The 22,229-nt window shown below is 71.1% G+C and carries 23 protein-coding genes and 1 pseudogene; 7 read left to right on the plus strand and 17 right to left on the minus strand.

The genetic code is table 11. The features are described from left to right. Positions 1–57: 57 nt before the first annotated feature. Positions 58–770: pseudogene (locus ACH4KB_RS04520) on the minus strand (antibiotic biosynthesis monooxygenase). A gap of 264 nt (positions 771–1,034) precedes the next feature. After that, positions 1,035–1,793: a DUF4232 domain-containing protein gene (locus tag ACH4KB_RS04525; protein WP_398063513.1), complete on the minus strand. Its 759-nt coding sequence runs from the start codon at positions 1,791–1,793 to the stop codon at positions 1,035–1,037. Positions 1,794–1,916: 123 nt separating this feature from the next. Between ACH4KB_RS04525 and dapA the strand changes: the two genes are divergently transcribed. Further along, on the plus strand, positions 1,917–2,801 hold the full coding sequence (gene dapA, locus ACH4KB_RS04530; RefSeq protein ID WP_398063515.1) for a 4-hydroxy-tetrahydrodipicolinate synthase: 885 nt from the start codon (positions 1,917–1,919) through the stop codon (positions 2,799–2,801). A 5-nt stretch (positions 2,802–2,806) separates the two neighbouring features. Here the strand turns inward: dapA and dapD are convergent, their stop codons facing one another. Both dapD and ACH4KB_RS04540 read right to left on the minus strand, forming a co-directional pair. Further along, entirely contained in the window at positions 2,807–3,805 is a 999-nt protein-coding gene (dapD, locus tag ACH4KB_RS04535) for a 2,3,4,5-tetrahydropyridine-2,6-dicarboxylate N-succinyltransferase (protein WP_398063517.1), read from the minus strand. A 10-nt stretch (positions 3,806–3,815) separates the two neighbouring features. Next, positions 3,816–5,060, minus strand: coding sequence for an MFS transporter (locus tag ACH4KB_RS04540; protein ID WP_398063519.1), 1,245 nt, complete (start codon positions 5,058–5,060; stop codon positions 3,816–3,818). Between the two features lie 131 nt (positions 5,061–5,191). Here ACH4KB_RS04540 and ACH4KB_RS04545 point away from each other — a divergent pair, with 131 nt between their 5' ends. Further along, entirely contained in the window at positions 5,192–6,085 is an 894-nt protein-coding gene (locus ACH4KB_RS04545; RefSeq protein ID WP_398063521.1) for a winged helix-turn-helix transcriptional regulator, read from the plus strand. 27 nt (positions 6,086–6,112) lie between these two features. On the opposite strand, the gene ACH4KB_RS04550 is transcribed toward ACH4KB_RS04545, so the two are convergent. Both ACH4KB_RS04550 and ACH4KB_RS04555 read right to left on the minus strand, forming a co-directional pair. Beyond that, positions 6,113–6,664 carry a TetR/AcrR family transcriptional regulator gene (locus ACH4KB_RS04550; RefSeq protein ID WP_398063523.1) on the minus strand — a complete coding sequence of 184 codons (552 nt, stop codon included), beginning with the start codon at positions 6,662–6,664 and terminating at the stop codon, positions 6,113–6,115. Next, positions 6,664–6,990 carry a DMT family transporter gene (locus tag ACH4KB_RS04555; protein WP_398063525.1) on the minus strand — a complete coding sequence of 109 codons (327 nt, stop codon included), beginning with the start codon at positions 6,988–6,990 and terminating at the stop codon, positions 6,664–6,666. Before ACH4KB_RS04555 ends, ACH4KB_RS04550 begins: the two co-directional genes overlap by 1 nt. A 287-nt stretch (positions 6,991–7,277) precedes the next feature. On the opposite strand from ACH4KB_RS04555, the gene ACH4KB_RS04560 reads away from it, so the two are divergent. Beyond that, a complete protein-coding gene (locus ACH4KB_RS04560) occupies positions 7,278–8,267 on the plus strand; it encodes a hypothetical protein (protein ID WP_398063527.1) in 990 nt (329 codons plus the stop codon). Positions 8,268–8,289: 22 nt separating this feature from the next. Here the strand turns inward: ACH4KB_RS04560 and ACH4KB_RS04565 are convergent, their stop codons facing one another. The 9 genes from ACH4KB_RS04565 to ACH4KB_RS04605 form a co-directional block, all read right to left on the minus strand. Continuing rightward, entirely contained in the window at positions 8,290–8,655 is a 366-nt protein-coding gene (locus ACH4KB_RS04565; protein ID WP_398063529.1) for a VOC family protein, read from the minus strand. A 52-nt stretch (positions 8,656–8,707) separates the two neighbouring features. Continuing rightward, positions 8,708–9,046 carry a metal-sulfur cluster assembly factor gene (locus ACH4KB_RS04570; RefSeq protein WP_003969897.1) on the minus strand — a complete coding sequence of 113 codons (339 nt, stop codon included), beginning with the start codon at positions 9,044–9,046 and terminating at the stop codon, positions 8,708–8,710. After that, on the minus strand, positions 9,043–9,498 hold the full coding sequence (sufU, locus tag ACH4KB_RS04575; RefSeq protein WP_398063531.1) for a Fe-S cluster assembly sulfur transfer protein SufU: 456 nt from the start codon (positions 9,496–9,498) through the stop codon (positions 9,043–9,045). Before sufU ends, ACH4KB_RS04570 begins: the two co-directional genes overlap by 4 nt. Before the next feature lie 10 nt (positions 9,499–9,508). Beyond that, complete coding sequence (locus tag ACH4KB_RS04580) at positions 9,509–10,777, minus strand: cysteine desulfurase (RefSeq protein ID WP_398063533.1); 1,269 nt, start codon at positions 10,775–10,777, stop codon at positions 9,509–9,511. Next, entirely contained in the window at positions 10,774–11,538 is a 765-nt protein-coding gene (sufC, locus tag ACH4KB_RS04585; protein ID WP_398063535.1) for a Fe-S cluster assembly ATPase SufC, read from the minus strand. The genes ACH4KB_RS04580 and sufC overlap by 4 nt, the downstream gene beginning before the upstream one ends. A 7-nt stretch (positions 11,539–11,545) precedes the next feature. Next, positions 11,546–11,863 (minus strand): bifunctional 3-phenylpropionate/cinnamic acid dioxygenase ferredoxin subunit, encoded by a 318-nt coding sequence (locus tag ACH4KB_RS04590; protein ID WP_265602306.1) that lies wholly within the window; start codon positions 11,861–11,863, stop codon positions 11,546–11,548. Then, the gene (gene sufD / locus ACH4KB_RS04595) at positions 11,863–13,044 is read right to left on the minus strand and encodes a Fe-S cluster assembly protein SufD (RefSeq protein WP_398063537.1); all 1,182 of its coding nucleotides are present in this window, start codon (positions 13,042–13,044) and stop codon (positions 11,863–11,865) included. The genes ACH4KB_RS04590 and sufD overlap by 1 nt, the downstream gene beginning before the upstream one ends. Before the next feature lie 101 nt (positions 13,045–13,145). Continuing rightward, positions 13,146–14,567 (minus strand): Fe-S cluster assembly protein SufB, encoded by a 1,422-nt coding sequence (gene sufB, locus ACH4KB_RS04600; protein WP_018957645.1) that lies wholly within the window; start codon positions 14,565–14,567, stop codon positions 13,146–13,148. Continuing rightward, on the minus strand, positions 14,564–15,307 hold the full coding sequence (locus tag ACH4KB_RS04605; protein ID WP_398063539.1) for a helix-turn-helix transcriptional regulator: 744 nt from the start codon (positions 15,305–15,307) through the stop codon (positions 14,564–14,566). The genes sufB and ACH4KB_RS04605 overlap by 4 nt, the downstream gene beginning before the upstream one ends. A 135-nt stretch (positions 15,308–15,442) precedes the next feature. Here ACH4KB_RS04605 and ACH4KB_RS04610 point away from each other — a divergent pair, with 135 nt between their 5' ends. The 3 genes from ACH4KB_RS04610 (at position 15,443) to ACH4KB_RS04620 (ending at position 18,220) form a co-directional block, all read left to right on the plus strand. Then, positions 15,443–16,384, plus strand: coding sequence for an ABC transporter ATP-binding protein (locus tag ACH4KB_RS04610; protein WP_398063541.1), 942 nt, complete (start codon positions 15,443–15,445; stop codon positions 16,382–16,384). After that, positions 16,381–17,148: an ABC transporter permease gene (locus ACH4KB_RS04615; RefSeq protein ID WP_398063543.1), complete on the plus strand. Its 768-nt coding sequence runs from the start codon at positions 16,381–16,383 to the stop codon at positions 17,146–17,148. The genes ACH4KB_RS04610 and ACH4KB_RS04615 overlap by 4 nt, the downstream gene beginning before the upstream one ends. An 88-nt stretch (positions 17,149–17,236) precedes the next feature. Further along, positions 17,237–18,220, plus strand: a complete 984-nt coding sequence (locus ACH4KB_RS04620; RefSeq protein WP_398063544.1) for a heme A synthase — start codon at positions 17,237–17,239, stop codon at positions 18,218–18,220. 171 nt (positions 18,221–18,391) lie between these two features. Here the strand turns inward: ACH4KB_RS04620 and ACH4KB_RS04625 are convergent, their stop codons facing one another. Together ACH4KB_RS04625 and ACH4KB_RS04630 are read right to left on the minus strand one after the other, a co-directional pair. Beyond that, a complete protein-coding gene (locus ACH4KB_RS04625) occupies positions 18,392–18,769 on the minus strand; it encodes a hypothetical protein (protein WP_398063546.1) in 378 nt (125 codons plus the stop codon). Between the two features lie 112 nt (positions 18,770–18,881). Then, positions 18,882–19,835 (minus strand): heme o synthase, encoded by a 954-nt coding sequence (locus tag ACH4KB_RS04630; RefSeq protein WP_398063548.1) that lies wholly within the window; start codon positions 19,833–19,835, stop codon positions 18,882–18,884. Between the two features lie 286 nt (positions 19,836–20,121). Here ACH4KB_RS04630 and tkt point away from each other — a divergent pair, with 286 nt between their 5' ends. Further along, positions 20,122–22,224, plus strand: a complete 2,103-nt coding sequence (gene tkt / locus ACH4KB_RS04635; protein ID WP_398063550.1) for a transketolase — start codon at positions 20,122–20,124, stop codon at positions 22,222–22,224. Positions 22,225–22,229 lie beyond the last annotated feature (5 nt).

A 22,229-nucleotide genomic window follows, 5' to 3' on the forward strand; every position in this document is an offset into this window, starting at 1 on the left:
AGACGCAATGCACCGTATGCCGCCCGCCGCTTCACCACATACCGCCCGCCGCGCCCCCTATCCGCCCACGTCCGGCTCCATGCTGAGCGCGGGGGTGTAGCGGTGGACGCCGCCGCCGGTCATGCCCGGGTAGTTGTGGACGCGTTCCCAGAGCGGGGACGGGGAGCCGACGCCGTCTCCGGGTGCGGCGAGGGCCGCGATGTGGTGCTCGGCGCTCTCCCACTCGGCGTAGTTGAGGACCCGGGTGCCGTCGGTGCTGACGTGGAAGTACGCGGCGATGCCGCCGGCGGGCAGGTCGGCCTCCTCGCCGAGCGCCTCGAACACCGCGTCCACCCAATCGCGTTGGCGGGCCGGGTCGGGCCCGTCGAACTCGGCGTCCACGATGACGAGGCAGCCGGTCTCCCTGTTGTCACCCTCGGCCCGGAGCCCGGAGCGGTACAGCTCGTACGTGTGCAGGGCGACGCGTTCGATGCCGGGGACGGCGGCGTCGATCTCGGCGTTGCGGGTGTCACGGCTCTGCGTCACGAAGTCCTGGTAGGCCTGTTCGCCGGTCCACTGGGAGTAGTGCAGCAGGGTCGCGCCGTCCTCCCCGCGTAGACGCTGTAGGAGAGCAGCCCGGGGTGCGGCCATTCCCGGCTCTCCCAGGTCTTCCGGATGGCGTCGACGGCCTCTCGCTGCCGTTGCGGTGTACCGACGTTCCAGGTGCTGGCCTTGGCGATCCGGGCATCGGTGCGGGCCGGGTCGGGGCGGTCGGTGAGGTGCGTGGTCATGGCGGGTTCCCTTCGTCGCGCGCGCCGGTCGGTGCGTCGTGACGACACGGTGGCACCTCAGGTTCGGTTGAGGTCAAGGCTGTTCCGCCTCACGGCGACAGCCGCTGACGTCGTACGCGGTGGAGCACCCGGCCTTCACCGTCGTGGTCCTGGACTCGCGGGTGGCCGGCGCGCCCGGCGGTCGGCCGGGTCACGGCCCGGGTCACTCACACCGTGCCGGTGGGCGACGGCTGAAGGGCCGGTCAGGGCCCGCCCCGGGGGCGGTCACTCGGGCAGCTCCGCCCGCCAGGCCGTGATGTTCAGCTCGTCCATGTAACGGATGTCGTGACCCTCCAGCGGGTAGACCCGCGCCCCCGCGTCAGGGGCGGCGGCCAGCTCCAGGGCATCGGCCATGACGAGCTCGCCGCCCTCCTGGGTGGAGACCCAGGCGAGCATCGACCGCGCGGTGCCGCCCGGCTTCAGGGTGAGCGTCTCGGGGCCCCGGTCGCGGCCGAACTGCGAACCGGCCGGGTTGACCTTCACGGGGAGGCGTTCGCCGTCCTCGCCGAGCGCCTGGACCGAGGGGTAGCCCTCGACCCGGTAGGGCTTCGAGCCGCAGTTGGTCAGGGTCAGGGCGACCGCACGGCTCATCATCGCGGTCAGCACCTCGCTCATGGTCACCACGGCCCCGGAGGCGGGGCAGTCCTCGGACGGGGTGCCGGGCGGGGAGGGGGGCGGTCCCGTCCGCGCCGTCTCGCCGTAGGCGGGCGCGGGAGTCGGGGGCAGCGTCTCGGCGCGGACAATGCCGGAGCGGGGCGCGGAGGCGGACGGGGCGGGGTCCGGTTCTTCGCCCTCGCCGGCCGGGACGAGAAATCCGGAGCAGCCGGTCAGCGCGGTCAGCGCCGCCGCCAGCAGCACCGCGGAGGCCCGTCTCCGCACCCGCGCCCGCCCGCGTACACACACACCCATGCCGATGCCCCCACCTCTCGCCACAACCGCCGCCACGACCCGCCGCCGCAGCCCGTCGTCCGTGCGTTCGATCATGTCAGAAAGTCAGAAAGTGGTGGCGAAGCAGCCGTCGTCCTACGGACTCTTCAGCGTCCCTTGCCGGTCACCCCAAGAAGATCTAAGTGGACCTACAGGGTTCCGGGAGCCGACACTTCGGGCATGACCGCCACCGCACCGCGCCCCTTCGGCCGCACGCTCTGCGCCATGATCACGCCTTTCACCGCCACCGGGGCGCTGGACCGGGACGCCGCCCGTGCGCACGCCGCGCGCCTGGTGGCGGACGGCTGCGACGGGATCGTCCTCAGCGGCACCACGGGCGAGTCCCCCACCACGACGGACGCCGAGAAGTCCGCCCTGCTGCGGGCCGTCCGGGCGGAGGTCGGCGACGGAGTGCCGCTGCTCACCGGCGTCGGGGGGCCGGACACCGCGCACACCCTGCGCCTTGCGCGGGAGGCCGAGGAGGCGGGCGCGGACGGACTGCTGGTGGTCAGCCCGTACTACAGCCGCCCGCCGCAGGCCGCCGTCGAGGCGTACTTCCTGCGGGTCGCGGACTCCACCGGGCTGCCGCTGATGCTGTACGACATCCCCGGCCGCACCGGCACCCGGATCGAGCCGGAGACCCTGTCGCGGCTGGCGGAGCACCCGCGCGTGGTGGCGGTGAAGGACTGCTCCTACGACCTGCTCGGCTCGACGAAGGTGCTGGCCCGCACCTCGCTGGCGTACTACTCGGGCTGCGAGGAGCTGAATCTGCCGTTGTACGCGGTGGGCGGCGCCGGTTACGTCAGCACGGTCGCGAACGTGGCCCCGCGCCAGGTGCGGGCGCCGTTGGACGCGTTCGACGCGGGTCGCACCGACGAGGCGGCCCGGCTCAACGGGCTCACGGTGCGCCTCACCGAACTGATGATGGCGAGCGGCCTCCCCGGAACCGTCACCGTGAAGGCGCTCCTGGACGCGGGACCGGTCCGGGAACCGCTGCAGCCCGCCGGGCGCGAGGCGACCGACGGGCTGCGGGCGGCGTACGAGGAGCTCCTCGCTCCCTGCTGAACGGGTCAGTTGTGGGCGTGCAGGACCTCGTTGAGGCCGCCCCACACCGCGTTGTTCGGGCGGGCCTCGACGGTGCCGGTGACCGAGTTGCGGCGGAAGAGGATGTTGGAGGCGCCGGACAGCTCGCGGGCCTTGACGACCTGGCCGTCCGGCAGCGTGATGCGGGTGCCGGCGGTGACGTACAGACCGGCCTCGACGACGCACTCGTCGCCGAGCGCGATCCCGACGCCCGCCTCCGCGCCGACCAGGCAGCGCTCGCCGATGACGATGCGCTCCGTGCCGCCGCCGGAGAGGGTGCCCATGGTGGACGCGCCGCCGCCGATGTCCGAGCCGTCGCCGATGACGACGCCCGCGGAGATGCGGCCCTCGACCATGGAGGTGCCGAGCGTGCCCGCGTTGAAGTTGACGAAGCCCTCGTGCATGACGGTGGTCCCGGTGGCGAGGTGCGCGCCGAGCCGGACACGGTCGGCGTCGGCGATGCGTACGCCCTTGGGGGCGACGTAGTCCGTCATCCGGGGGAACTTGTCGACCGAGGTGACCTGGAGGTGCAGGCCCTCGGCGCGGGCGTTGAGCCGCACGCGCTCCAGGTCGTCGACGGCGACCGGGCCGAGCGAGGTCCAGGCGACGTTGGCGAGCAGCCCGAACAGCCCGTCGAGGTTCTGGCCGTGCGGCCGCACCAGCCGGTGCGAGAGCAGGTGCAGGCGCAGATAGGCGTCGTGGGCGTCGAGCGGCTTGTCGTCGAGCGAGGAGATGACCGTGGACACGGCGACGACCTCCACGCCGCGCCGGGCGTCCACGCCGAGGGCCTTGGCGGCGCCCTCGCCGAGCCGGCCCGCGGCCTCGTCCGGGCTGAGGCGCGTCGTACCGGCCGGGCCGGGGTCGGAGGTCAACTCGGGGGCGGGGAACCAGGTGTCGAGGACGGTGCCGTCACCGGCGACGGTGGCGAGGCCGGCGGCGACGGCGCCGGTGGTGCGGGCAGAACCCTGGGAAGTCGTGTCGGTCATGAACAGCAACCTAACCGGCCGGGACCCGCTCGGGCGAACCGGTCTCGGCGTGGGTCCCCTTTCCCGCCACCCGCGCCCGCTCCCCCGGTCCGGGCAACCGCCGCGCCGCGAGCACCGCGGCCCCCGCACCCGCCGCGAGCAGGGCGCAGAGCGGCCAGAGCAGGGCGGGAGCGGCCGCGTACAGGGCGGCGCCCAGCGGTGGGGCTAGCACCTGGCCGCTGATCGAGGCGCCGGCGTACAGGCTCTGGAAGCGGCCCTGGGCGTGGCCGGGGGCCTGGTCGGCGACGTAGGCGGTGGTGGGGGTCTTGTAGAGGATCTCGCCGAGGGTCACCGAGAGCATCATGGTGACGGCGAGGAGCACGCCCGCACCGGGGATCAGGACGGCGTAGCCGGCGCCGACGAGCAGGAGCCCGACGCCGACGAGACCGAGCGGGCTACGCCTGCGCAGGGCGTGGGCGGCGGGCAGTTCGAGGCAGAGGATGACGCCGCCGTTGATGGCGAGCAGCCAGCCGTACAGCTGGGTGGAGTGCCCGTGGTCGGCGAGGAAGACCGGCAGGGTGGAGTACTGCTGCCGGTAGACGAGGTCGATCAGGACGATCGAGGCGAGCAGCACCAGAACGGCGGGCCTGGCCCGTAGTTCGCGCCAGAGGCCCGGGGCGTGCGGGTCATGGGCGGGTGCGGAGTGGGCGCTGCCGCGGGCGGGCAGGATCCGGGCGGCGTAGGCGGCGAAGAGCAGGGTGCCGATGCCGTCGGCGACGAAGAGCCAGTCGTACGAGAGGCGGGTGGCGACCAGGGCGCCGAGCGGCGGGCCGATGGCGAAGCCTCCGTTGGAGGCGAAGCGGAAGAGGGCGAAGCTCTGGCGGCGGCTTGTGCCCTCGGGGACGGAGACCGCGACGAGGGCCGCGTTGGCGGCGCGGACGACGCCGGCGGCGTACTGGGCGACCGGGAGCACCGCGTACAGGGCGACGACCGGGAGGGCGGGCAGGACGACGAGCGCGGCCCCGCTGACGCAGGCGCCGGTCAGCAGGGCGCGGCGATGGCCGAGACGGTCGCCGAACCAGCCACCGGTGAAGTTCCCCGCGACCAGGCCGAGGCCGCCGACGCCGCTGATCACTCCGGCCTGGGTGACGGTCAGACCGCGCGGCCCGACCAGGTAGACGAAGAGATAGACGAAGGTGAAGCTGACGACGGCGTTGAGGAACGCCCCGAGCGCCAGCAGCCGTACCGTCCGCGGTACCCCGCGCACCATGCCCATTCCCGCCACCCCCGCGCGATCAGTGAGTTCCTTATGGGAACGGACTATGACAGCATGATTCCATCGGGGTCAACCGAAAGACCCCGGCGGGGCGGGCGGGGCGGACAGCGGCCACAACCGGAGGAACGACCATGCCTCAGCGCACCAGCCTGGCCGACGCCGACTGCTCGATCGCCCAGGCCCTCGACGTCGTGGGCGACTGGTGGACGCTGCTGATCGTGCGGGACACCGCGCGCGGTGTGCACCGGTTCGACGCGCTCCAGCAGGAGTTGGGCGTCTCGCGCAAGGTGCTGACCGAGCGGCTGCGGCTGCTGGTCGACGCGGGAGTGCTGGCACGGGAGCCGTATCAGGACCGCCCGGTCCGGCACGAGTACCGGCTCACCCCGCGCGGCCGGGCGCTGCTGCCCGTGCTGATCGCGCTCCAGGACTGGGGCGACACCTGGGTGCTGGGGGAAGGGGAGACGATGGCGACGACGACGGAGGCCTCGCGGGAGGCGGCCCGGGTGCGGGCCCTGAAAGGCACGCGGCTGCCGGAGCTGCTGCTGACCGGGGACGACGGAGAGCCGCGCGACCCGGTCGCCGACACCCCGTACACCGTCCTGTACTGCTTCCCCGGCGCCTACGCCCGGCGCGACGCCTACCCGCCGGGCTGGGCGGGGATCCCGGGGGCGAGTGGCTGCACGCTCGAATCGTGCACCTACCGCGACCAGTTGGCGGAGTTCACGGCGGCGGGCGCGAGCGTGCACGGGGTGTCCACGCAACGCCCGGACGAGCAGCGCGCGTTCGCGGAGAAGGAGGGGCTGCGTTTCCCGTTGCTCTCGGACGCGGACCTGACGCTGACGGCGGCGCTGCGGCTGCCGACGTTCCGGGCGGCGGGCGTGAGCCGGCTCAAGCGGCTGACGCTGGTGGTGGACCGGGAGCGGACGGTCCGGGAAGTGCTCTACCCGATCACGGACATCGGGGTGAGCGTGCGCGAGGCGCTGGAAGCGGTCCGCCACGCGGCGGGCCCAGCGCGACCCGCGTGACGCCGAGCGGCGCCCGCGGCCTTCGGCTCAGGCGCCGCCGTCCACGATCCGGGCCAGCATCTCGCGGGTGTAGGGCGCGTCGAACGTGCCGCCGGTGAGCAGGACCTGGAGGCAGACGCCGTCCATCAGGGCGACGAGCGCCCGCGCGGTCTCCGGGTCGGTGTGACGGGTCAGCAGCTCGACGGCCTCCTCGGTCCATGCGGCGGCGACGGGGCGCAGCACGGGGCGGCGCAGGGCCGCGAGGTACAGCTCGTACTCCAGCTCGATCGCCCCGCGTTCGCCCGCGAACCACCGGCCCAGCAACCGCGTCAGCTCCTCCGCGAGACCGGCGGAGCCGGCGGGTCCCGCCAGGACCTCGCTGCCGCGCAGTTCCTGCACGAAGTTCTCGTTGCACCGGCGCAGGGCGGCGACCAGGAGTTCGTCGAGGGAGCCGAAGTGGTACGTGGTCGAGCCGAGCGGCACATCGGCCTCGGCGGCCACGGTGCGGTGGCTGAGGCCGGCCATGCCGTCGGCCGCGATCACCCGCAACGCCGCGTCGATGATCTTCGTCCGCCGCCCGGGGTCGTACCGCCGGGCCATCAGTGCGCTCCGCCCAGGTTGAGGACGACGACTCCGGCCACGATCAGGGCGATGCCCGTGATCTTGACGAGGCCGCCGGCCTCCCCCAGGAACAGGATCCCGATGAGGGCGACGGCCGCGGTGCCGACGCCGGCCCAGATGGCGTAGGCGGTGCCCACGGAGAGCGTCTTGAGCGTCTGCGCGAGCAGGGTGAAGGCGATGAGGTAGCCCACCACGGTGCCGATCGAGGGCCAGAGCCGGGTGAAGCCCTCGCTGTACTTCATGGCCGTCGTCCCGGCCACCTCCGCCGCGATGGCGGCGGCCAGAAGTCCGTATGCGTATCCCATGTGTACGACTGTACCCAACGTTGGGTACGGCCGTACACATCATCGGCCCACGTCGGGGGCGCTACGGTGTGCCGACCGACCACACGGCCCGTGACACGGGCCGACTACACGACGGAGAAGCAGTGGCGCAGGACGCAGGGTGGGGCGGCGGCCCGTACGGGGGCGCACCTCACGGTGGGGGGCCCTTCCACGGGGGCGCGCAGGGACCGGGCGGGGGATGCAACAGCGGGTGGGCCGCACCGCCCAGGCCGGGGGTCATACCCCTGGCGCCGTTGAGGGTCTCGGACATGCTCAGCGGCGCCTTCTCGACGCTCGGGCGGTACTGGAAACCGCTGATCGGAATTGCCCTGACCCTGTTCGGCGCGGCGACGCTCGTGATGATCGCCGCGGTGGTGGCCGCCGGCGCCGCCGTCGCGAGCCAGTGGGACGAGCTGACGGCCGGCTCCTCGGGATCTCCGGACGCGGCTCAACTGGTCCCCCTGGGCGTCGCGTTCGGCGCACTGATGGTCATCGGCATGATCGTCTACCTGCTGGCGTCCGCCGTGGTGCAGGCAGCGGTCCCGGTGGTCCTCCAGGAAGCCGTCCTGGGCCGCCCGATCGGCTTCGGGGAGGTCTGGAGGCGGGCGTGGTCGCGGGTCTGGTCGATCCTCGGCACGGTGTTCCTGACCGGGCTGATCATGGCCGTCCCGATGGTGCTCATGGTCGGCGTCGTCGCCGGGCTGATGATCTACGCCGTATCCCTGGGCGACGATGACGGCACCGTGCCGCTGATGGTGGTCGGCTTCCTCGGCTTCCTGCTCGTCGCACCGGTGGCGATGTGGCTCTACGTCCGCTTCTCCCTGGCCCCGACGGTCGTGGTCTTCGAACACCAGCGCCCGGTCGCCGCCCTGCGCCGCTCGGTCCGGCTGGTGCGCGGCAGCTGGTGGCGGGTCTTCGGCGTCTGGCTGCTCGCCGTCGGACTCGCGGGTGTGATCGGCTACATGATCCAGCTGCCGTTCCAGATGGTCGGCCTGCTCCCCGGCGTGTTCGACCCGGCGGACATGGACGCGGACCCGACCGGCGGGCAGATCCTCGCGGTGCTCGGCGGCGTGCTGCTGCTGTCGTTCATCAGCCAGCTGATCGCCCAGCTGTTCACGGCGATCTTCCCCCCGCTGGTGGTCGGCCTGCTGTACGTCGACCTCCGGATGCGTACGGAGAACCTGGGCCCGGTCCTGGCCGAGGCGGCGGCAGCGACCCTGCCCGAGCAGTACGGCCCCCCGCCGCCCTCCCACGTCTGAGCAGGCGGGGGCCGGGCCCGGCTCAGTCGGTCAGGGTCCGCTTGGGGCGCAGCACACAGAACTCGTTGCCCTCCGGATCGGCCATCACCACGAAGGTGGCGTCCGGCCCCTGTCCGACGTCCACCCGCCGGGCGCCGAGCGCCAGGATCCGCTCGACCTCGGCGTCCCGGTCGTCGGGGGTCAGATCGATGTGCAGCCGGTTCTTGACGGTCTTGCCCTCCGGCACGGCGAGGAAGCACATGCCCGGCAGCGCGGTCTCGTGGGCTCCGATGACGATCTCCTCCTCGTCCTCGAAGAGCACCTGCCAGTCCAGCACCGCGCTCCAGAAACGGGCGAGGAGCGGCAGGTCGTGAGCGTCGACGGCGATGTGGTACATGGAGACGGCCATGCCCGCCAGTGTGCCTGGCGGGCATGGCCGTTCACCACTCCGGGGGGGCGTGTCAGACGTTGAACCCCAGCGCGCGGAGCTGCTCGCGTCCGTCGTCGGTGATCTTGTCCGGGCCCCACGGCGGCATCCAGACCCAGTTGATCCGGAGCTCGTTGACGATGCCGTCCGTGGCGGACTTCGCCTGGTCCTCGATGACGTCGGTCAGCGGGCAGGCCGCGGACGTCAGGGTCATGTCGAGGGTGGCGATGTTGGCGTCGTCGACGTGGATGCCGTAGATCAGGCCCAGGTTGACGACGTCGATGCCCAGCTCGGGGTCGACGACGTCGTACAGCGCCTCGCGGACCTCCTCCTCGGAGGCCGGCTTCATGGTCGCGGTCTCGTTGTCGCTCATGCGGTCTTCCCTTCGGACAGCGCCTTGGCCGTCGCGTCCTTCCACGCCATCCAGCTCAGCAGCGCGCACTTGACCCGGGCGGGGTACTTGGAGACGCCGGCGAACGCGACGGCGTCCTCCAGCACCTCCTCCATCGCGTCGTCCGGCTCCAGCTGGCCCTTGGACTGCATCAGCTCCAGGAAGGTCTCCTGGATCTTCCGCGCCTGGGACAGCTCCTTGCCGACGAGCAGCTCGTTCAGCACGGAGGCGCTGGCCTGGCTGATGGAGCAGCCCTGGCCGTCGTAGCTCACGTCGGCGATGGTCTCGCCGTCGTACCTCACCCGGAGCGTGATCTCGTCGCCGCACGTCGGGTTGGTGTGGTGCACCTCGGCGTCGCCGTCCCGCAGGCCGCGCCCGTGGGGGTGCTTGTAGTGGTCCAGGATGACTTCCTGGTACATGGATTCAAGCTTCACCAGTCAACCCTCAGCCGAAGAAGTTCCGGACGTGCTCCAGACCGTCCACCAGGGCGTCGACCTCGGCGGGCGTGGAGTACAGATAGAACGACGCTCGCGTCGTCGCGGGAATTCCGTACCGCAGGCAGACCGGGCGGGCGCAGTGGTGGCCGACCCGGACGGCGATGCCCTGCTCGTCGAGGACCTGGCCCACGTCGTGCGGGTGGATGTCGCCCAGGGTGAAGGAGATCGCCGCCCCGCGGTCCTCGGCCGTCGCCGGACCGATGATCCGCAGGTCCGGGACGTCCAGGAGGCGCTTCACCGCGTACTCGGTGATCGCCTTCTCGTGCTGGTGGATCTTCTCCATGCCGATCGCCGAGAGGTAGTCCACGGCCGCGCCGAGGCCGACGGCCTGGGCGATCGGTGGCGTACCGGCCTCGAACTTGTACGGCGCGGGGGCGTACGTCGAGGAGTGCATCGACACGGTCTCGATCATCTCGCCGCCGCCGAGGAAGGGCGGCAGGTCCTCCAGGAGCTCCTGCCGTCCCCACAGCACGCCGATGCCCGTCGGGCCGACCATCTTGTGGCCCGTGAAGGCCACGAAGTCGGCCTGGAGCGCCTGCACGTCCAGCACCATGTGCGGGGCCGCCTGCGAGGCGTCGATGCAGACCAGCGCGCCGACCTGCTGGGCGCGGCGGATGATCTGCTCGACCGGGTTGACGGTGCCCAGGATGTTCGAGACCAGCGTGAAGGAGACGATCTTCGTCTTCTCGGTGATGATCTCGTCGATGTTCGACAGGTCGAGCCGGCCGTCGTCGGTGATGCCGAACCACTTCAGCTTCGCGCCGGTGCGCTGCGCGAGCAGCTGCCACGGCACGATGTTGGAGTGGTGCTCCATCTCCGTGGTGACGATCTCCGTGTCACTGTCCACCCGATAGGGCTCGTCCGCCCAGCCGAGCATGTTCGCCACGAGGTTGAGCGACTCCGAGGCGTTCTTGGTGAAGATCACCTCGTTGCGGCTCGGCGCGTTGATGAAGGCCGCGACCTTGTCGCGGGCGCCCTCGTACAGCGCGGTGGCCTCCTCGGCGATCGTGTAGACGCCGCGGTGCACGTTCGCGTTGTGCCGCTCGTAGTACTCGTTGAGCGCGTCGAGGACCTGGCGCGGCTTCTGCGAGGTCGCCGCGGAGTCCAGGTAAACGATCTTCTTTCCGTCGTGGACCGTGCGGTCCAGGATCGGGAAGTCCTTGCGGATCGCCTCGGTGTCGAGGAGGCCGGCGAGCCCCTGTCGGGCGTCAGTCACTCGGAAGCGCCACCCTTCGTGTAGGCCTCGTAGCCCTCGTTCTCCAGCTGGTCGGCCAGCTCGGCGCCGCCGGAGGCCGCGATGCGGCCGTTGGCGAAGACGTGCACGAAGTCGGGCTTGATGTACTTCAGGATGCGGGTGTAGTGCGTGATCAGCAGCGTGCCGACCTCGCCGGTCTCGCGCACCCGGTTGACACCCTCGGAGACGGTCTTGAGCGCGTCGACGTCCAGGCCGGAGTCGGTCTCGTCCAGGACGGCGATCTTCGGCTTGAGGAGCTCCAGCTGAAGGATCTCGTGGCGCTTCTTCTCGCCGCCGGAGAAGCCCTCATTGACGTTGCGCTCGGCGAAGGCGGGGTCCATCTGGAGCCCGGCCATCGTCTCCTTGACCTCCTTGACCCACGTACGCAGCTTGGGGGCCTCGCCGCGGATGGCGGTGGCGGAGGTGCGCAGGAAGTTGGAGACCGAGACACCGGGGATCTCGACCGGGTACTGCATGGCGAGGAACAGGCCGGCGCGGGCCCGCTCGTCGACGGACATCTCCAGGACGTCCTCGCCGTCCAGGGTGACCGTGCCGCCGGTGATCGTGTACTTGGGGTGACCCGCGAGCGAGTACGCGAGGGTGGACTTGCCGGACCCGTTGGGGCCCATGATGGCGTGGGTCTCGCCCTGCTTCACGGTCAGGTCGACGCCCTTGAGGATCTCCTTCGTGGCGTTGTCGGCCTCGACGGTGACGTGCAGGTCGCGGATTTCAAGCGTTGCCATGGGTGACTCAGGACTCCTGGGTGACGGAGACGAGCACATCGTCCCCTTCGATCTTGACGGGGTATACGGGGACGGGGCGCGTCGCGGGAAGGCCGGACGGCTTGCCGGTGCGGAGGTCGAACGACGATCCGTGCAGCCAGCACTCGATCGCGCAGTCCTCCACCTCGCCCTCCGAGAGGGAGACGTTCGCGTGCGAGCAGATGTCGTTGATCGCGAACACCTCGCCCTCGGTACGGACGAGGGAGACGGGTGTGCCGTCGAGCTCCACCCGCTTGGGGGTGTCGTCCTCCAGCTCACTCAGCGCACAGGCCTTGACGAAGGACATCAGACGGACGCCTTCAGCTCGGTCTCGATCTTCTCGAGGAGACGCGCTTCGACGTCCGGCAGGCCGATCTGCTGGACCAGCTCGGCGAAGAAGCCGCGCACGACGAGACGGCGGGCCTCCTCGGCCGGGATGCCGCGGGACTGGAGGTAGAAGAGCTGCTCGTCGTCGAAGCGGCCGGTCGCCGAGGCGTGGCCGGCGCCGACGATCTCGCCGGTCTCGATCTCCAGGTTGGGCACGGAGTCGACCCGGGCGCCGTCGGTGAGGACGAGGTTCCGGTTCATCTCGTAGGTGTCGGTGCCCTCGGCCGCGGCCTGGATGAGGACGTCGCCGATCCAGACGGCGTGCGCGCCGTCGCCCTGAAGAGCGCCCTTGTACACCGCGTTGGACTTGCAGTGCGGGGTGTTGTGGTCGACCAGGAGGCGGTGCTCCTGGTGCTGGCCCTTGTCGGTGAAGTACAGGCCGAAGAGCTCCGCCTCGCCGCCGGGGGCCGCGTAGGCCACCCGGGGGTGCAGGCGGACGACGTCGCCGCCGAAGGTGACGACGATCGACTTGAACGAGGCGTCCCGGCCGACCAGCGCGTTGTGCTGGCCGACGTGGACGGCCGTGTCGTCCCAGTCCTGGACGGAGACGACGGTCAGCTTCGCGCCGTCGCCCAGCACGTAGTCGACATTGGCGGCGAGCACCGCGTCACCGGTGTGGTCGATGACGACGACGGCCTCGGCGAACGCGCCCAGCTGGATGAGCTGGTGGCCGTAGGCGACGCCGCCCTCGCCGTGCACGGTGATCCGGACCGGCTCGGTGAGCACGGCTTCCTTGGCGACCGTGACGACCGAGGCCTGCTCGAAGGAGCTGTACGCCTGGGCGGCGACCCGGTCCACCGGGGTGCCGGCCTTGCCGAGCCGGGAGTCGTCGCGGCCGACGGTCTCGACCGTGACGCCCTCGGGGGCGTCGATGGCGACCTTCACGCCGCCGCCGCTCGCGACCGCGGTGCCGTCGTGCAGACCGCGCAGCCGCTCCAGCGGCGTGAAGCGCCACTCCTCCTCGCGGCCGTGCGGGACGGGGAAGTCCGCGACGTCGAAGGACGGGGGTGCGCTCATGCGGGTGGCGACGGTCGACTCGGCGGCCACCGCGATGGAGCCGGCGGTGGTGGAGCCCACCGGAGTGTTCTGAGCCTCAGCCATGGCTGTCGTAGTGCTCGCTTTCTCAGTCAAGAAGGGGGGTGGTTCGGTGGGGGTGCGGGGACGGCCGCGGACGGCCGTCCCGGTGGCCCTCGGACGAGGACCTAGCCGACCGAACCCTCCATCTGCAGCTCGATCAGCCGGTTGAGCTCCAGGGCGTACTCCATGGGCAGCTCCTTCGCGATCGGCTCGACGAAGCCGCGCACGATCATCGCCATGGCCTCGAACTCGGTGAGTCCGCGGCTCATGAGGTAGAAGAGCTGGTCCTCGGAGACCTTGGAGACGGTCGCCTCGTGGCCCATCGACACGTCGTCCTCGCGGACGTCGACGTAGGGGTAGGTGTCCGAGCGGGAGATCGTGTCGACGAGCAGAGCGTCGCAGAGCACGTTGGACTTCGCGCCCGGCGCGCCCTCGCCGATCTCGATCAGACCGCGGTAGGACGTACGGCCGCCGCCTCGCGCCACCGACTTGGAGACGATGTTGGAGGAGGTGTTCGGGGCCATGTGGACCATCTTGGCGCCGGCGTCCTGGTGCTGGCCCTCGCCCGCGAAGGCGATGGACAGGGTCTCGCCCTTGGCGTGCTCGCCCATCAGGTAGACGGCCGGGTACTTCATGGTCACCTTGGAGCCGATGTTGCCGTCGACCCACTCCATGGTCGCGCCCTCGTAGGCCACGGCCCGCTTGGTGACCAGGTTGTAGACGTTGTTCGACCAGTTCTGGATGGTCGTGTAGCGGCAGCGGCCGCCCTTCTTCACGATGATCTCGACCACGGCGCTGTGCAGCGAGTCCGAGGAGTAGATCGGCGCGGTGCAGCCCTCGACGTAGTGGACGTAGGCGTCCTCGTCGACGATGATCAGCGTCCGCTCGAACTGGCCCATGTTCTCCGTGTTGATACGGAAGTAGGCCTGGAGCGGGATCTCGACGTGGACGCCCTTGGGCACGTAGATGAACGAGCCGCCGGACCACACGGCCGAGTTCAGCGAGGCGAACTTGTTGTCACCGACGGGGATGACGGTGCCGAAGTACTCCTTGAAGAGCTCCGGGTGCTCCTTCAGCGCGGTGTCGGTGTCCATGAAGATGACACCCTGCGCCTCCAGCTCCTCGTTGATCTGGTGGTAGACGACCTCGGACTCGTACTGCGCGGCGACGCCGGCGACGAGGCGCTGCTTCTCCGCCTCGGGGATGCCGAGCTTGTCGTACGTGTTCTTGATGTCCTCGGGCAGCTCCTCCCAGGAGGCCGCCTGCTTCTCCGTGGACCGCACGAAGTACTTGATGTTGTCGAAGTCGATGCCCGACAGGTCGGAGCCCCAGTTCGGCATGGGCTTCTTGCCGAAGAGCTTGAGGCCCTTGAGCCGCAGCTTCAGCATCCACTCGGGCTCGTTCTTCTTCTCCGAGATGTCGCGGACGACAGCCTCGGAGAGGCCGCGCTTCGCCGCCGCGCCTGCCGCGTCGGAGTCGGCCCAGCCGAATTCGTACGTACCCAGACCCTCGAGCTCAGGGTGGGCAGTCTCCGTGGGGAGCGTCATGCGGGGTTCCTCCCGGCCGTGCTTGCAGATGCTGAATGGGTGGTCTGTGGGGGTGGAGCGTGGCCACTGCGCGGCACATAGGTCGTGCACACACCATCGCCGTGGGCGAGGGTGGCCAGACGCTGCACATGGGTCCCGAGGAGGCTGGAGAAGAATTCCGTCTCCGCCTCGCACAGCTGTGGGAACTGCTCGGCGACATGCGCCACCGGGCAGTGGTGCTGGCACAGCTGCTCGCCCTGCTGCGGGCCCGGCGCGCTTCGCGCCATAGCAGCGTACCCGTCGGCCGACAGGGCCTTGGCCAGGGCCTCGGTGCGCGCTTCGGGCGCCGCGGCCTCGACCACGGCGCGGTACGCCTCGCCCACCGCGGCCATCCGGGCGCGGGCGAAGGCGAGGACCGCCTCGTCCCCTCCGGACTCGGCGATGAAACGCAGGGCGTCGGCGGCCAGCTTGTCGTAGGACTGGTCGAAGGCGTCCCGGCCGCAGTCCGTCAGGGCGAACACCTTGGCGGGCCTGCCGCGGGTCCGCGCCCCGTAGACCCGCTGTTCGCGGGCTTCGACGACAGCGTCGGAGACGAGGGCGTCCAGGTGGCGGCGGACGGCGGCCTGGGTGAGGCCGACGCGCTTGGCGAGGTCCGCGACGGTGGAGGGGCCGTGGTCCAGGATGGAGCGCGCGACCCGGTTGCGCGTCGAGCGCTCACCGGTCGCGAGTTCCTCCTGGGGAGCCCGTCCGTCGTATTTCACAACACCATTGTTGCGTAATTCGTTCGACTCTGACAACCACGGTCCGGAACGATCAACGGTGTGGTTCGTCACTTAGGGTTACCTAATCTGCCCCGGGAGCCGTCCTCCCCGGAGGGCTGCCTAGACTGGTGCGCCATGGAGAACGAGCCCGTCGTACAGGTCAAGGGCCTGGTGAAGCGGTACGGCACGAAGACCGCGGTGAACGGCCTCGATCTGGTGGTCGCCACCGGCGCGGTGACCGCCGTCCTCGGCCCGAACGGCGCCGGGAAGACCACCACCGTGGAGACCTGCGAGGGCTACCGACGCCCCGACGCCGGCACCGTACGGGTCCTCGGCCTCGATCCGGTCGCCGACGCGGAGCGGCTGCGTCCGCGGATCGGGGTGATGCTCCAGTCCGGCGGCGTCTACTCCGGTGCGCGCGCGGACGAGATGCTCCGCCACATGGCCAAGCTGCACGCCCACCCCCTCGACGTGGACGCACTGATCGAGCGCCTCGGCCTCGGCGACTGCGGCCGCACCACCTACCGGCGGCTCTCCGGCGGCCAGCAGCAGCGCCTCTCGCTGGCCATGGCGGTCGTCGGCAGGCCCGAGCTCCTGTTCCTGGACGAGCCGACCGCCGGGCTCGACCCGGGGGCCCGCCGCTCCACCTGGGACCTGGTGCGCGAGCTGCGCGCCGACGGGGTGTCCGTGGTGCTCACGACCCACTTCATGGACGAGGCCGAGGCGCTCGCCGACGACGTCGCGATCATCGACGCGGGCCGGGTCATCGCCCAGGGCAGCCCGGAGGCCCTCTGCCGGGGCGGCGCGGAGAACACCCTGCGCTTCACCGGGCGCCCGGGCCTCGACCTCGGCTCGCTCGTCAAGGCGCTGCCCGACGGCTCCGGGGCCGCCGAGCCGCTGCCGGGGACGTACCGGATCACCGGGTCCATCGACCCGCAGCTGCTGGCCACGGTGACCTCCTGGTGCGCCCAGCACGGCGTGATGCCCGAGGGCATCTCCGTGGAGCGGCACACCCTGGAGGACGTCTTCCTCGAACTGACCGGCAAGAAGCTGACCGGCAAGGAGCTGCGCGCATGAGCGCCGGTACGTACACCCCGCGCCCCGGGGCGGCCCCGCTCCCCCGGATGATCGCCGCGCAGACCGCGCTGGAGACCCGGATGCTGCTGCGCAACGGCGAGCAGCTGCTGCTGACGGTGATCATCCCGACGCTGCTGCTGGTGCTGTTCAGCGCGGTCGACATCGTGGACACCGGCTCGGGCGCGTCGGTCGACTTCCTGGCCCCGGGCATCCTGGCGCTCGCCGTGATGTCCACCGCCTTCACCGGCCAGGCCATCGCGACCGGCTTCGAACGCCGTTACGGGGTCCTCAAGCGGCTGGGGGCCTCCCCGCTGCCCCGCTGGGCGCTGATGACCGCGAAGACGCTGTCGGTGCTGGTCACCGAGGTGCTCCAGATCGTGCTGCTGACGGCGATCGCCTTCGCGCTCGGCTGGTCACCCGAGGGGAACCCGCTCTCCGTGCTGCTGCTCCTCGTCCTCGGGACCGCCGCGTTCTCCGGGCTCGGACTGCTGATGGCGGGGACGCTCAAGGCGGAGGCGACGCTCGCCGCCGCCAACCTGGTCTTCCTGCTGCTGCTGGTCGGCGGCGGGGTCATCGTGCCGCTGGAGAAGTTCCCGGACGCCGTGCAGTCGGTGCTGGGGCTGCTGCCCGTGTCGGCGCTCTCCGAAGGCCTGCGGGACGTCCTCCAGCATGGTGCGCCGATGCCGTGGGCCCAGGCCGGGATCCTGTCGGTGTGGGCGGTGCTGGGGCTCGGCGCGGCGGCGAGGTTCTTCCGCTGGGAGTAGCCCGCCGGGGCCGTACGGCTGGACGTGTCCGGGCAACCGGGTACGAACCCACCCCCCTCGTGAAATCATGCACAAGCCCCGTCCTACGATGGTCCGCGTGGAAACCCCCATCTCCCTCATCGCCAAGCGCTGGACGCCGTCCACCAAGGTGGTGAAGCGCGCCGCGCTCTCCGCCGTCCTGATGAGCGTCTTCATCATCGTCACCGGCGGGGCCGTCCGGCTCACCGGTTCGGGCCTCGGCTGCGACACCTGGCCCAAGTGCACCGACGACAGCCTCTTCGCGACGCCCGAACAGGGGCTGCACGGCGCGATCGAGTTCGGCAACCGGATGCTGGCCTACGTCCTGTCGGCCGCGGTCGGCTGGGCGATCATCGCCATCAGTTCGGTCAAGCCGCGCCGCCGCAAGCTCGCCCGGCTGGCCTGGCTGCAGTTCTGGATCGTGCTGGGCAACGCCGTCCTCGGCGGAATCACGGTCTGGGCGGGCCTCAACCCCTGGACGGTGGCCGGGCACTTCCTGCTGGCCAACGTGCTTCTCGCGGTCGCCGTGACCACCTGGGTGCGGGTCGGCGAGGGCGACGGTCCCGCCCGCCCCCGGGCTCCGCTGCCGGTACGGCGCCTGGCCCGGGCGATCGTGGCGACCACGGTGATCCTGATCGTGCTGGGCACCTCGGTGACCGGGTCCGGCAAGCACGCCGGAGACAGCAGCGACGTACCGCGCATGCCGTGGGACTGGTCGGCCGCCGCCCATGTCCACGCCATCGCCGCCTGGGTGGTCTGCGCCCTGGCCATCGCGATGTGGCTGGCCCTGCGGGTGGTCGACGCGCCCGCCGACACCCGGGCCCGCGCCCGCGACCTGCTGGTCGTGCTGCTCGCCCAGGGCGCGATCGGATACGTCCAGTACTTCAGCGACGTCCCCGAGATCCTGGTCGGCGTCCACATGTTCGGCTCGGCCATCCTGTGGATCGCCGTGATCCGGCTGCTGCTGAGCATGCGCGAGCGCGGCGACGACGCCGCCGCCCCGCTGCCCGGCCCGTCCGCCGAGCAGCCGGAGTCGACACCGGCGGCGGTCTGACGGACGGATACGGGTGAGGGGCGGCGGGCCGGTGGCCCGCCGCCCCTCACCCGTATGCCGTGCGTACGCACGGCCCAACAGGCGGGCCGCGTGTCCGGTGGTGCGCGGCGGCGCCGAAAGCGGCCCTGTCACCTCAGCGGCCGGCTGTCGCCCCAGCGCTCGGCTGTCGCCTCAGCGGTCGTTGGAGGGGCCGCCGACCTGGATGCCGGCCATCCGGGACCACTCGTACGGGCCGGTGCGGACCTTGAGCGCGAACTCGCCGTCGAACTCCTCGTGCATCGTGATGCCGGACTTCCGCGCCGCGTTCTCGGCCACGGCGTAGGTCGGGGCCACGAGGTCGCCCCAGGCGCCGTCCTCGCCGACCAGGACGATGCGGGCGCCCGCCTGGCCGAGGTAGGCGACCTGCCCCTCGGCGCCACCGTGCTCCTTGGCGAAGGCGCCGATCTGGTGGGCGAGCTTCGCCGCCCTGCGCTCGGCGCGCGCCGCCTTCCTGGCGTCCGTGCGCGAGGTCTGTCCGGTGTCCGCTGCGTCTGCTGCCGTCTCTGCCATGAACAGGATGCTACCGACGGGTAGATGAACTGGCGACGGGCGGGGGGGGGGGGGGGGGGGGGGGGGGGGCCCCCCCCCCCCCCCCCCCCCCCGTCGCCGAGAAGAGGGCGCCTCAGCGGAGGAAGGGGTCCACCGCGACCGCGAGGAAGAGGAGGGAGACGTAGGTGATCGACCAGTGGAACAGCCGCATCTCCTTGAGCTTGGCTCCGGTCACCCCGGACTTGGCCCGGTTCTGCAGGCCGTGGGCCTCCCAGAGCCAGGCGCCGCCGGACAGCAGCGCCACCGCGGTGTAGAACCAGCCGGTGTAGCCGAGCGGGGTGAGCAGCAGCGAGACCGCGACCATCACCCAGCTGTAGAGGACGATCTGCTTGGCGACCACCCGGTTGGAGGCGACCACCGGAAGCATCGGGACGCCGACCCGGGCGTAGTCGTCCTTCACCTTCATCGACAGCGGCCAGTAGTGCGGCGGCGTCCAGAAGAAGATGACGGCGAAGAGGATGACCGCGGCCCAGGAGAGCTCGTTCGTCACGGCGGACCAGCCGATGAGGACCGGCATGCAGCCCGCGATGCCGCCCCAGACGATGTTCTGGGAGGTGCGGCGCTTCAGCAGCATCGTGTAGACGACGACGTAGAAGAGGAGCGCGCCGAGCGCGAGAGCGGCCGAGAGCCAGTTGACGAGCAGACCGAACCAGAGCGTGGAGATCACCGCGAGGGCGATGCCGAAGGCGAGGCATTCGCGGGGGCTGACCATGCCGGTGACCAGCGGGCGCTGGGACGTACGGTCCATCAGCGCGTCGATGTCCCGGTCGATGTACATGTTCAGCGCGTTGGCGCCACCGGCGGAGAGATATCCCCCGATGGTGGTAGTGAGAACGAGCCACAGGTCGGGTACACCCTGGGCAGCGAGGAACATCACCGGAACCGTGGTGATGAGCAACAGCTCGATGATCCGTGGCTTGGTAAGCGCCACGAAGGCCTTGACGCGGGCCCCGAACGGGCGATGGCCCCTCGGGCTGGGAGTCAAGGCGACCCCTGCGGGTCGGGACTCGACGGCCGTCACGCACACCCCTGACAGAGAAATCCCAGCAAGCTCCGGGCGGAGAGGCCCGATGAAGACTTGCGCGAACCCGTTCACTCTAGACGTTGCGGATACGCCGCCCTTCGCGGGGGTGGGGTCGTGTTGGGGGTGACTGTTCACCGCTGTGCGCATTCCCCCGGGAGGCGAACTCCACGGGCCGCCCACACCCTGGAAAGTGCCCGGAAAGTGTGCGTGTCAACGGGGGTAGGCTCGACAGCGCCCGGTGCGGTAACAGTCACCGGCCTACGACAGTGGAGAGGAGCCCTGACTCAGGGTGAGCATCAAGCCGACCACCACAGACCTTCAGTGGACCGATTTGGACCAGCGGGCCGTGGACACCGCCCGCGTTCTCGCCGCGGACGCCGTACAGAAAGTCGGAAACGGCCACCCGGGCACGGCGATGAGCCTGGCTCCCGCCGCGTACACCCTCTTCCAGAAGGTGATGCGGCACGACCCCGCGGACGCCGAGTGGACCGGTCGCGACCGGTTCGTCCTCTCCGCCGGCCACTCCAGCCTGACGCTCTACATCCAGCTCTACCTGGCCGGGTACGGCCTGGAGCTGGACGATCTCAAGGCCTTCCGCACCTGGGGCTCCAAGACCCCGGGCCACCCGGAGTACGGCCACACCACCGGCGTCGAGACGACGACCGGGCCGCTGGGCCAGGGTGTCGCCAACGCGGTGGGCATGGCGATGGCCGCCCGCTACGAGCGCGGCCTCTTCGACCCCGAGGCGGCCCCCGGCGCCTCCCCGTTCGACCACATGGTGTGGGTCGTCGCGGGTGACGGCTGTCTCCAGGAGGGCATCTCGGCCGAGGCGTCCTCGCTGGCCGGGCACCAGAAGCTGGGCAACCTGGTCCTGCTCTGGGACGACAACCACATCTCCATCGAGGGCGACACGGAGACCGCGGTCTCCGAGGACACCATCAAGCGGTACGAGGCGTACGGCTGGCACGTCCAGCGTGTCGACCAGCTCCCCAGCGGCGACCTGGACCCGGCGGGTCTGTACGCGGCGCTCCAGGCGGCCAAGGCCGAGACCGGGCGCCCCTCGTTCATCGCGGCCCGCTCGATCATCGCCTGGCCCGCCCCGAACGCCCAGAACACCGAGGCCGCGCACGGCTCGGCGCTCGGCGACGACGAGATCGCGGCGACCAAGCGGGTCCTGGGATTCGACCCGGAGCAGACCTTCGAGGTCGCGGACGAGGTCATCGGCCACACCCGCGAGGCCCTGGACCGCGGCCGCGAGGCCCGCGCGGAGTGGGACAAGTCGTTCGCCGCGTGGCGCACGGCCAACCCGGAGCGCGCCGCCTCCTTCGACCGCATCGCCGCCGGCGAGCTGCCCGAGGGCTGGGAGCAGAGCATCCCGGTCTTCGAGCCCGGCAAGGGCCTGGCCACCCGCGCCGCCTCCGGCAAGGTGCTCCAGGCGCTCGGCGGGATCGTGCCCGAGCTGTGGGGCGGCTCCGCCGACCTCGCGGGCTCGAACAACACCACGATCGACAAGACGTCGTCGTTCCTTCCGGCGGGCAACCCGCTGCCGGAGGCCGACCCGTACGGCCGTACGATCCACTTCGGCATCCGCGAGCACGCGATGGCGGCCGCCATGAACGGCATCGCGCTGCACGGCAACACCCGGATCTACGGCGGCACCTTCCTGGTGTTCTCCGACTACATGCGCAACGCGGTGCGGCTGTCCGCGCTGATGCACCTGCCGGTGACGTACGTGTGGACGCACGACTCGATCGGCCTCGGCGAGGACGGTCCCACCCACCAGCCGGTCGAGCACCTGGCCGCGCTGCGCGCCATCCCGGGCCTGAACATCGTGCGCCCGGCCGACGCCAACGAGACCGCCATCGCCTGGCGCGAGATCCTGCGCCGCTACACCAAGGTGTTCGGCGAGGGCGCCCCGCACGGTCTGGCGCTGACCCGGCAGGGCGTGCCGACGTACGAGGCGAACGAGAACGCGGCCAAGGGCGGTTACGTCCTGTTCGAGGCCGAGGAGCCCTCCGGGGAGACCACGGCACCGCAGGTGCTGCTCATCGCGACCGGTTCCGAGGTCCACGTCGCCGTCGAGGCGCGCGAGCAGCTCCAGGCGGCCGGTGTGCCGACCCGGGTCGTCTCGATGCCGTCGGTCGAGTGGTTCGAGGAGCAGGATCAGGGTTACAAGGACAGCGTGCTGCCGCCGTCGGTGAAGGCGCGGGTCGCCGTCGAGGCGGGCATCGGCCTGACCTGGTACCGGTACGTGGGCGACGCGGGCCGCATCATCTCGCTGGAGCACTTCGGGGCCTCGGCCGACGCGAAGGTGCTGTTCCAGGAGTTCGGCTTCACCGCCGAGAACGTGGCCGCCGCAGCGCGGGAATCTCTCGCGGCCGCAGCACGCTGACGCCG

This window comes from Streptomyces sp. NPDC017520 (assembly GCF_044329855.1).
Classification (GTDB): domain Bacteria; phylum Actinomycetota; class Actinomycetes; order Streptomycetales; family Streptomycetaceae; genus Streptomyces.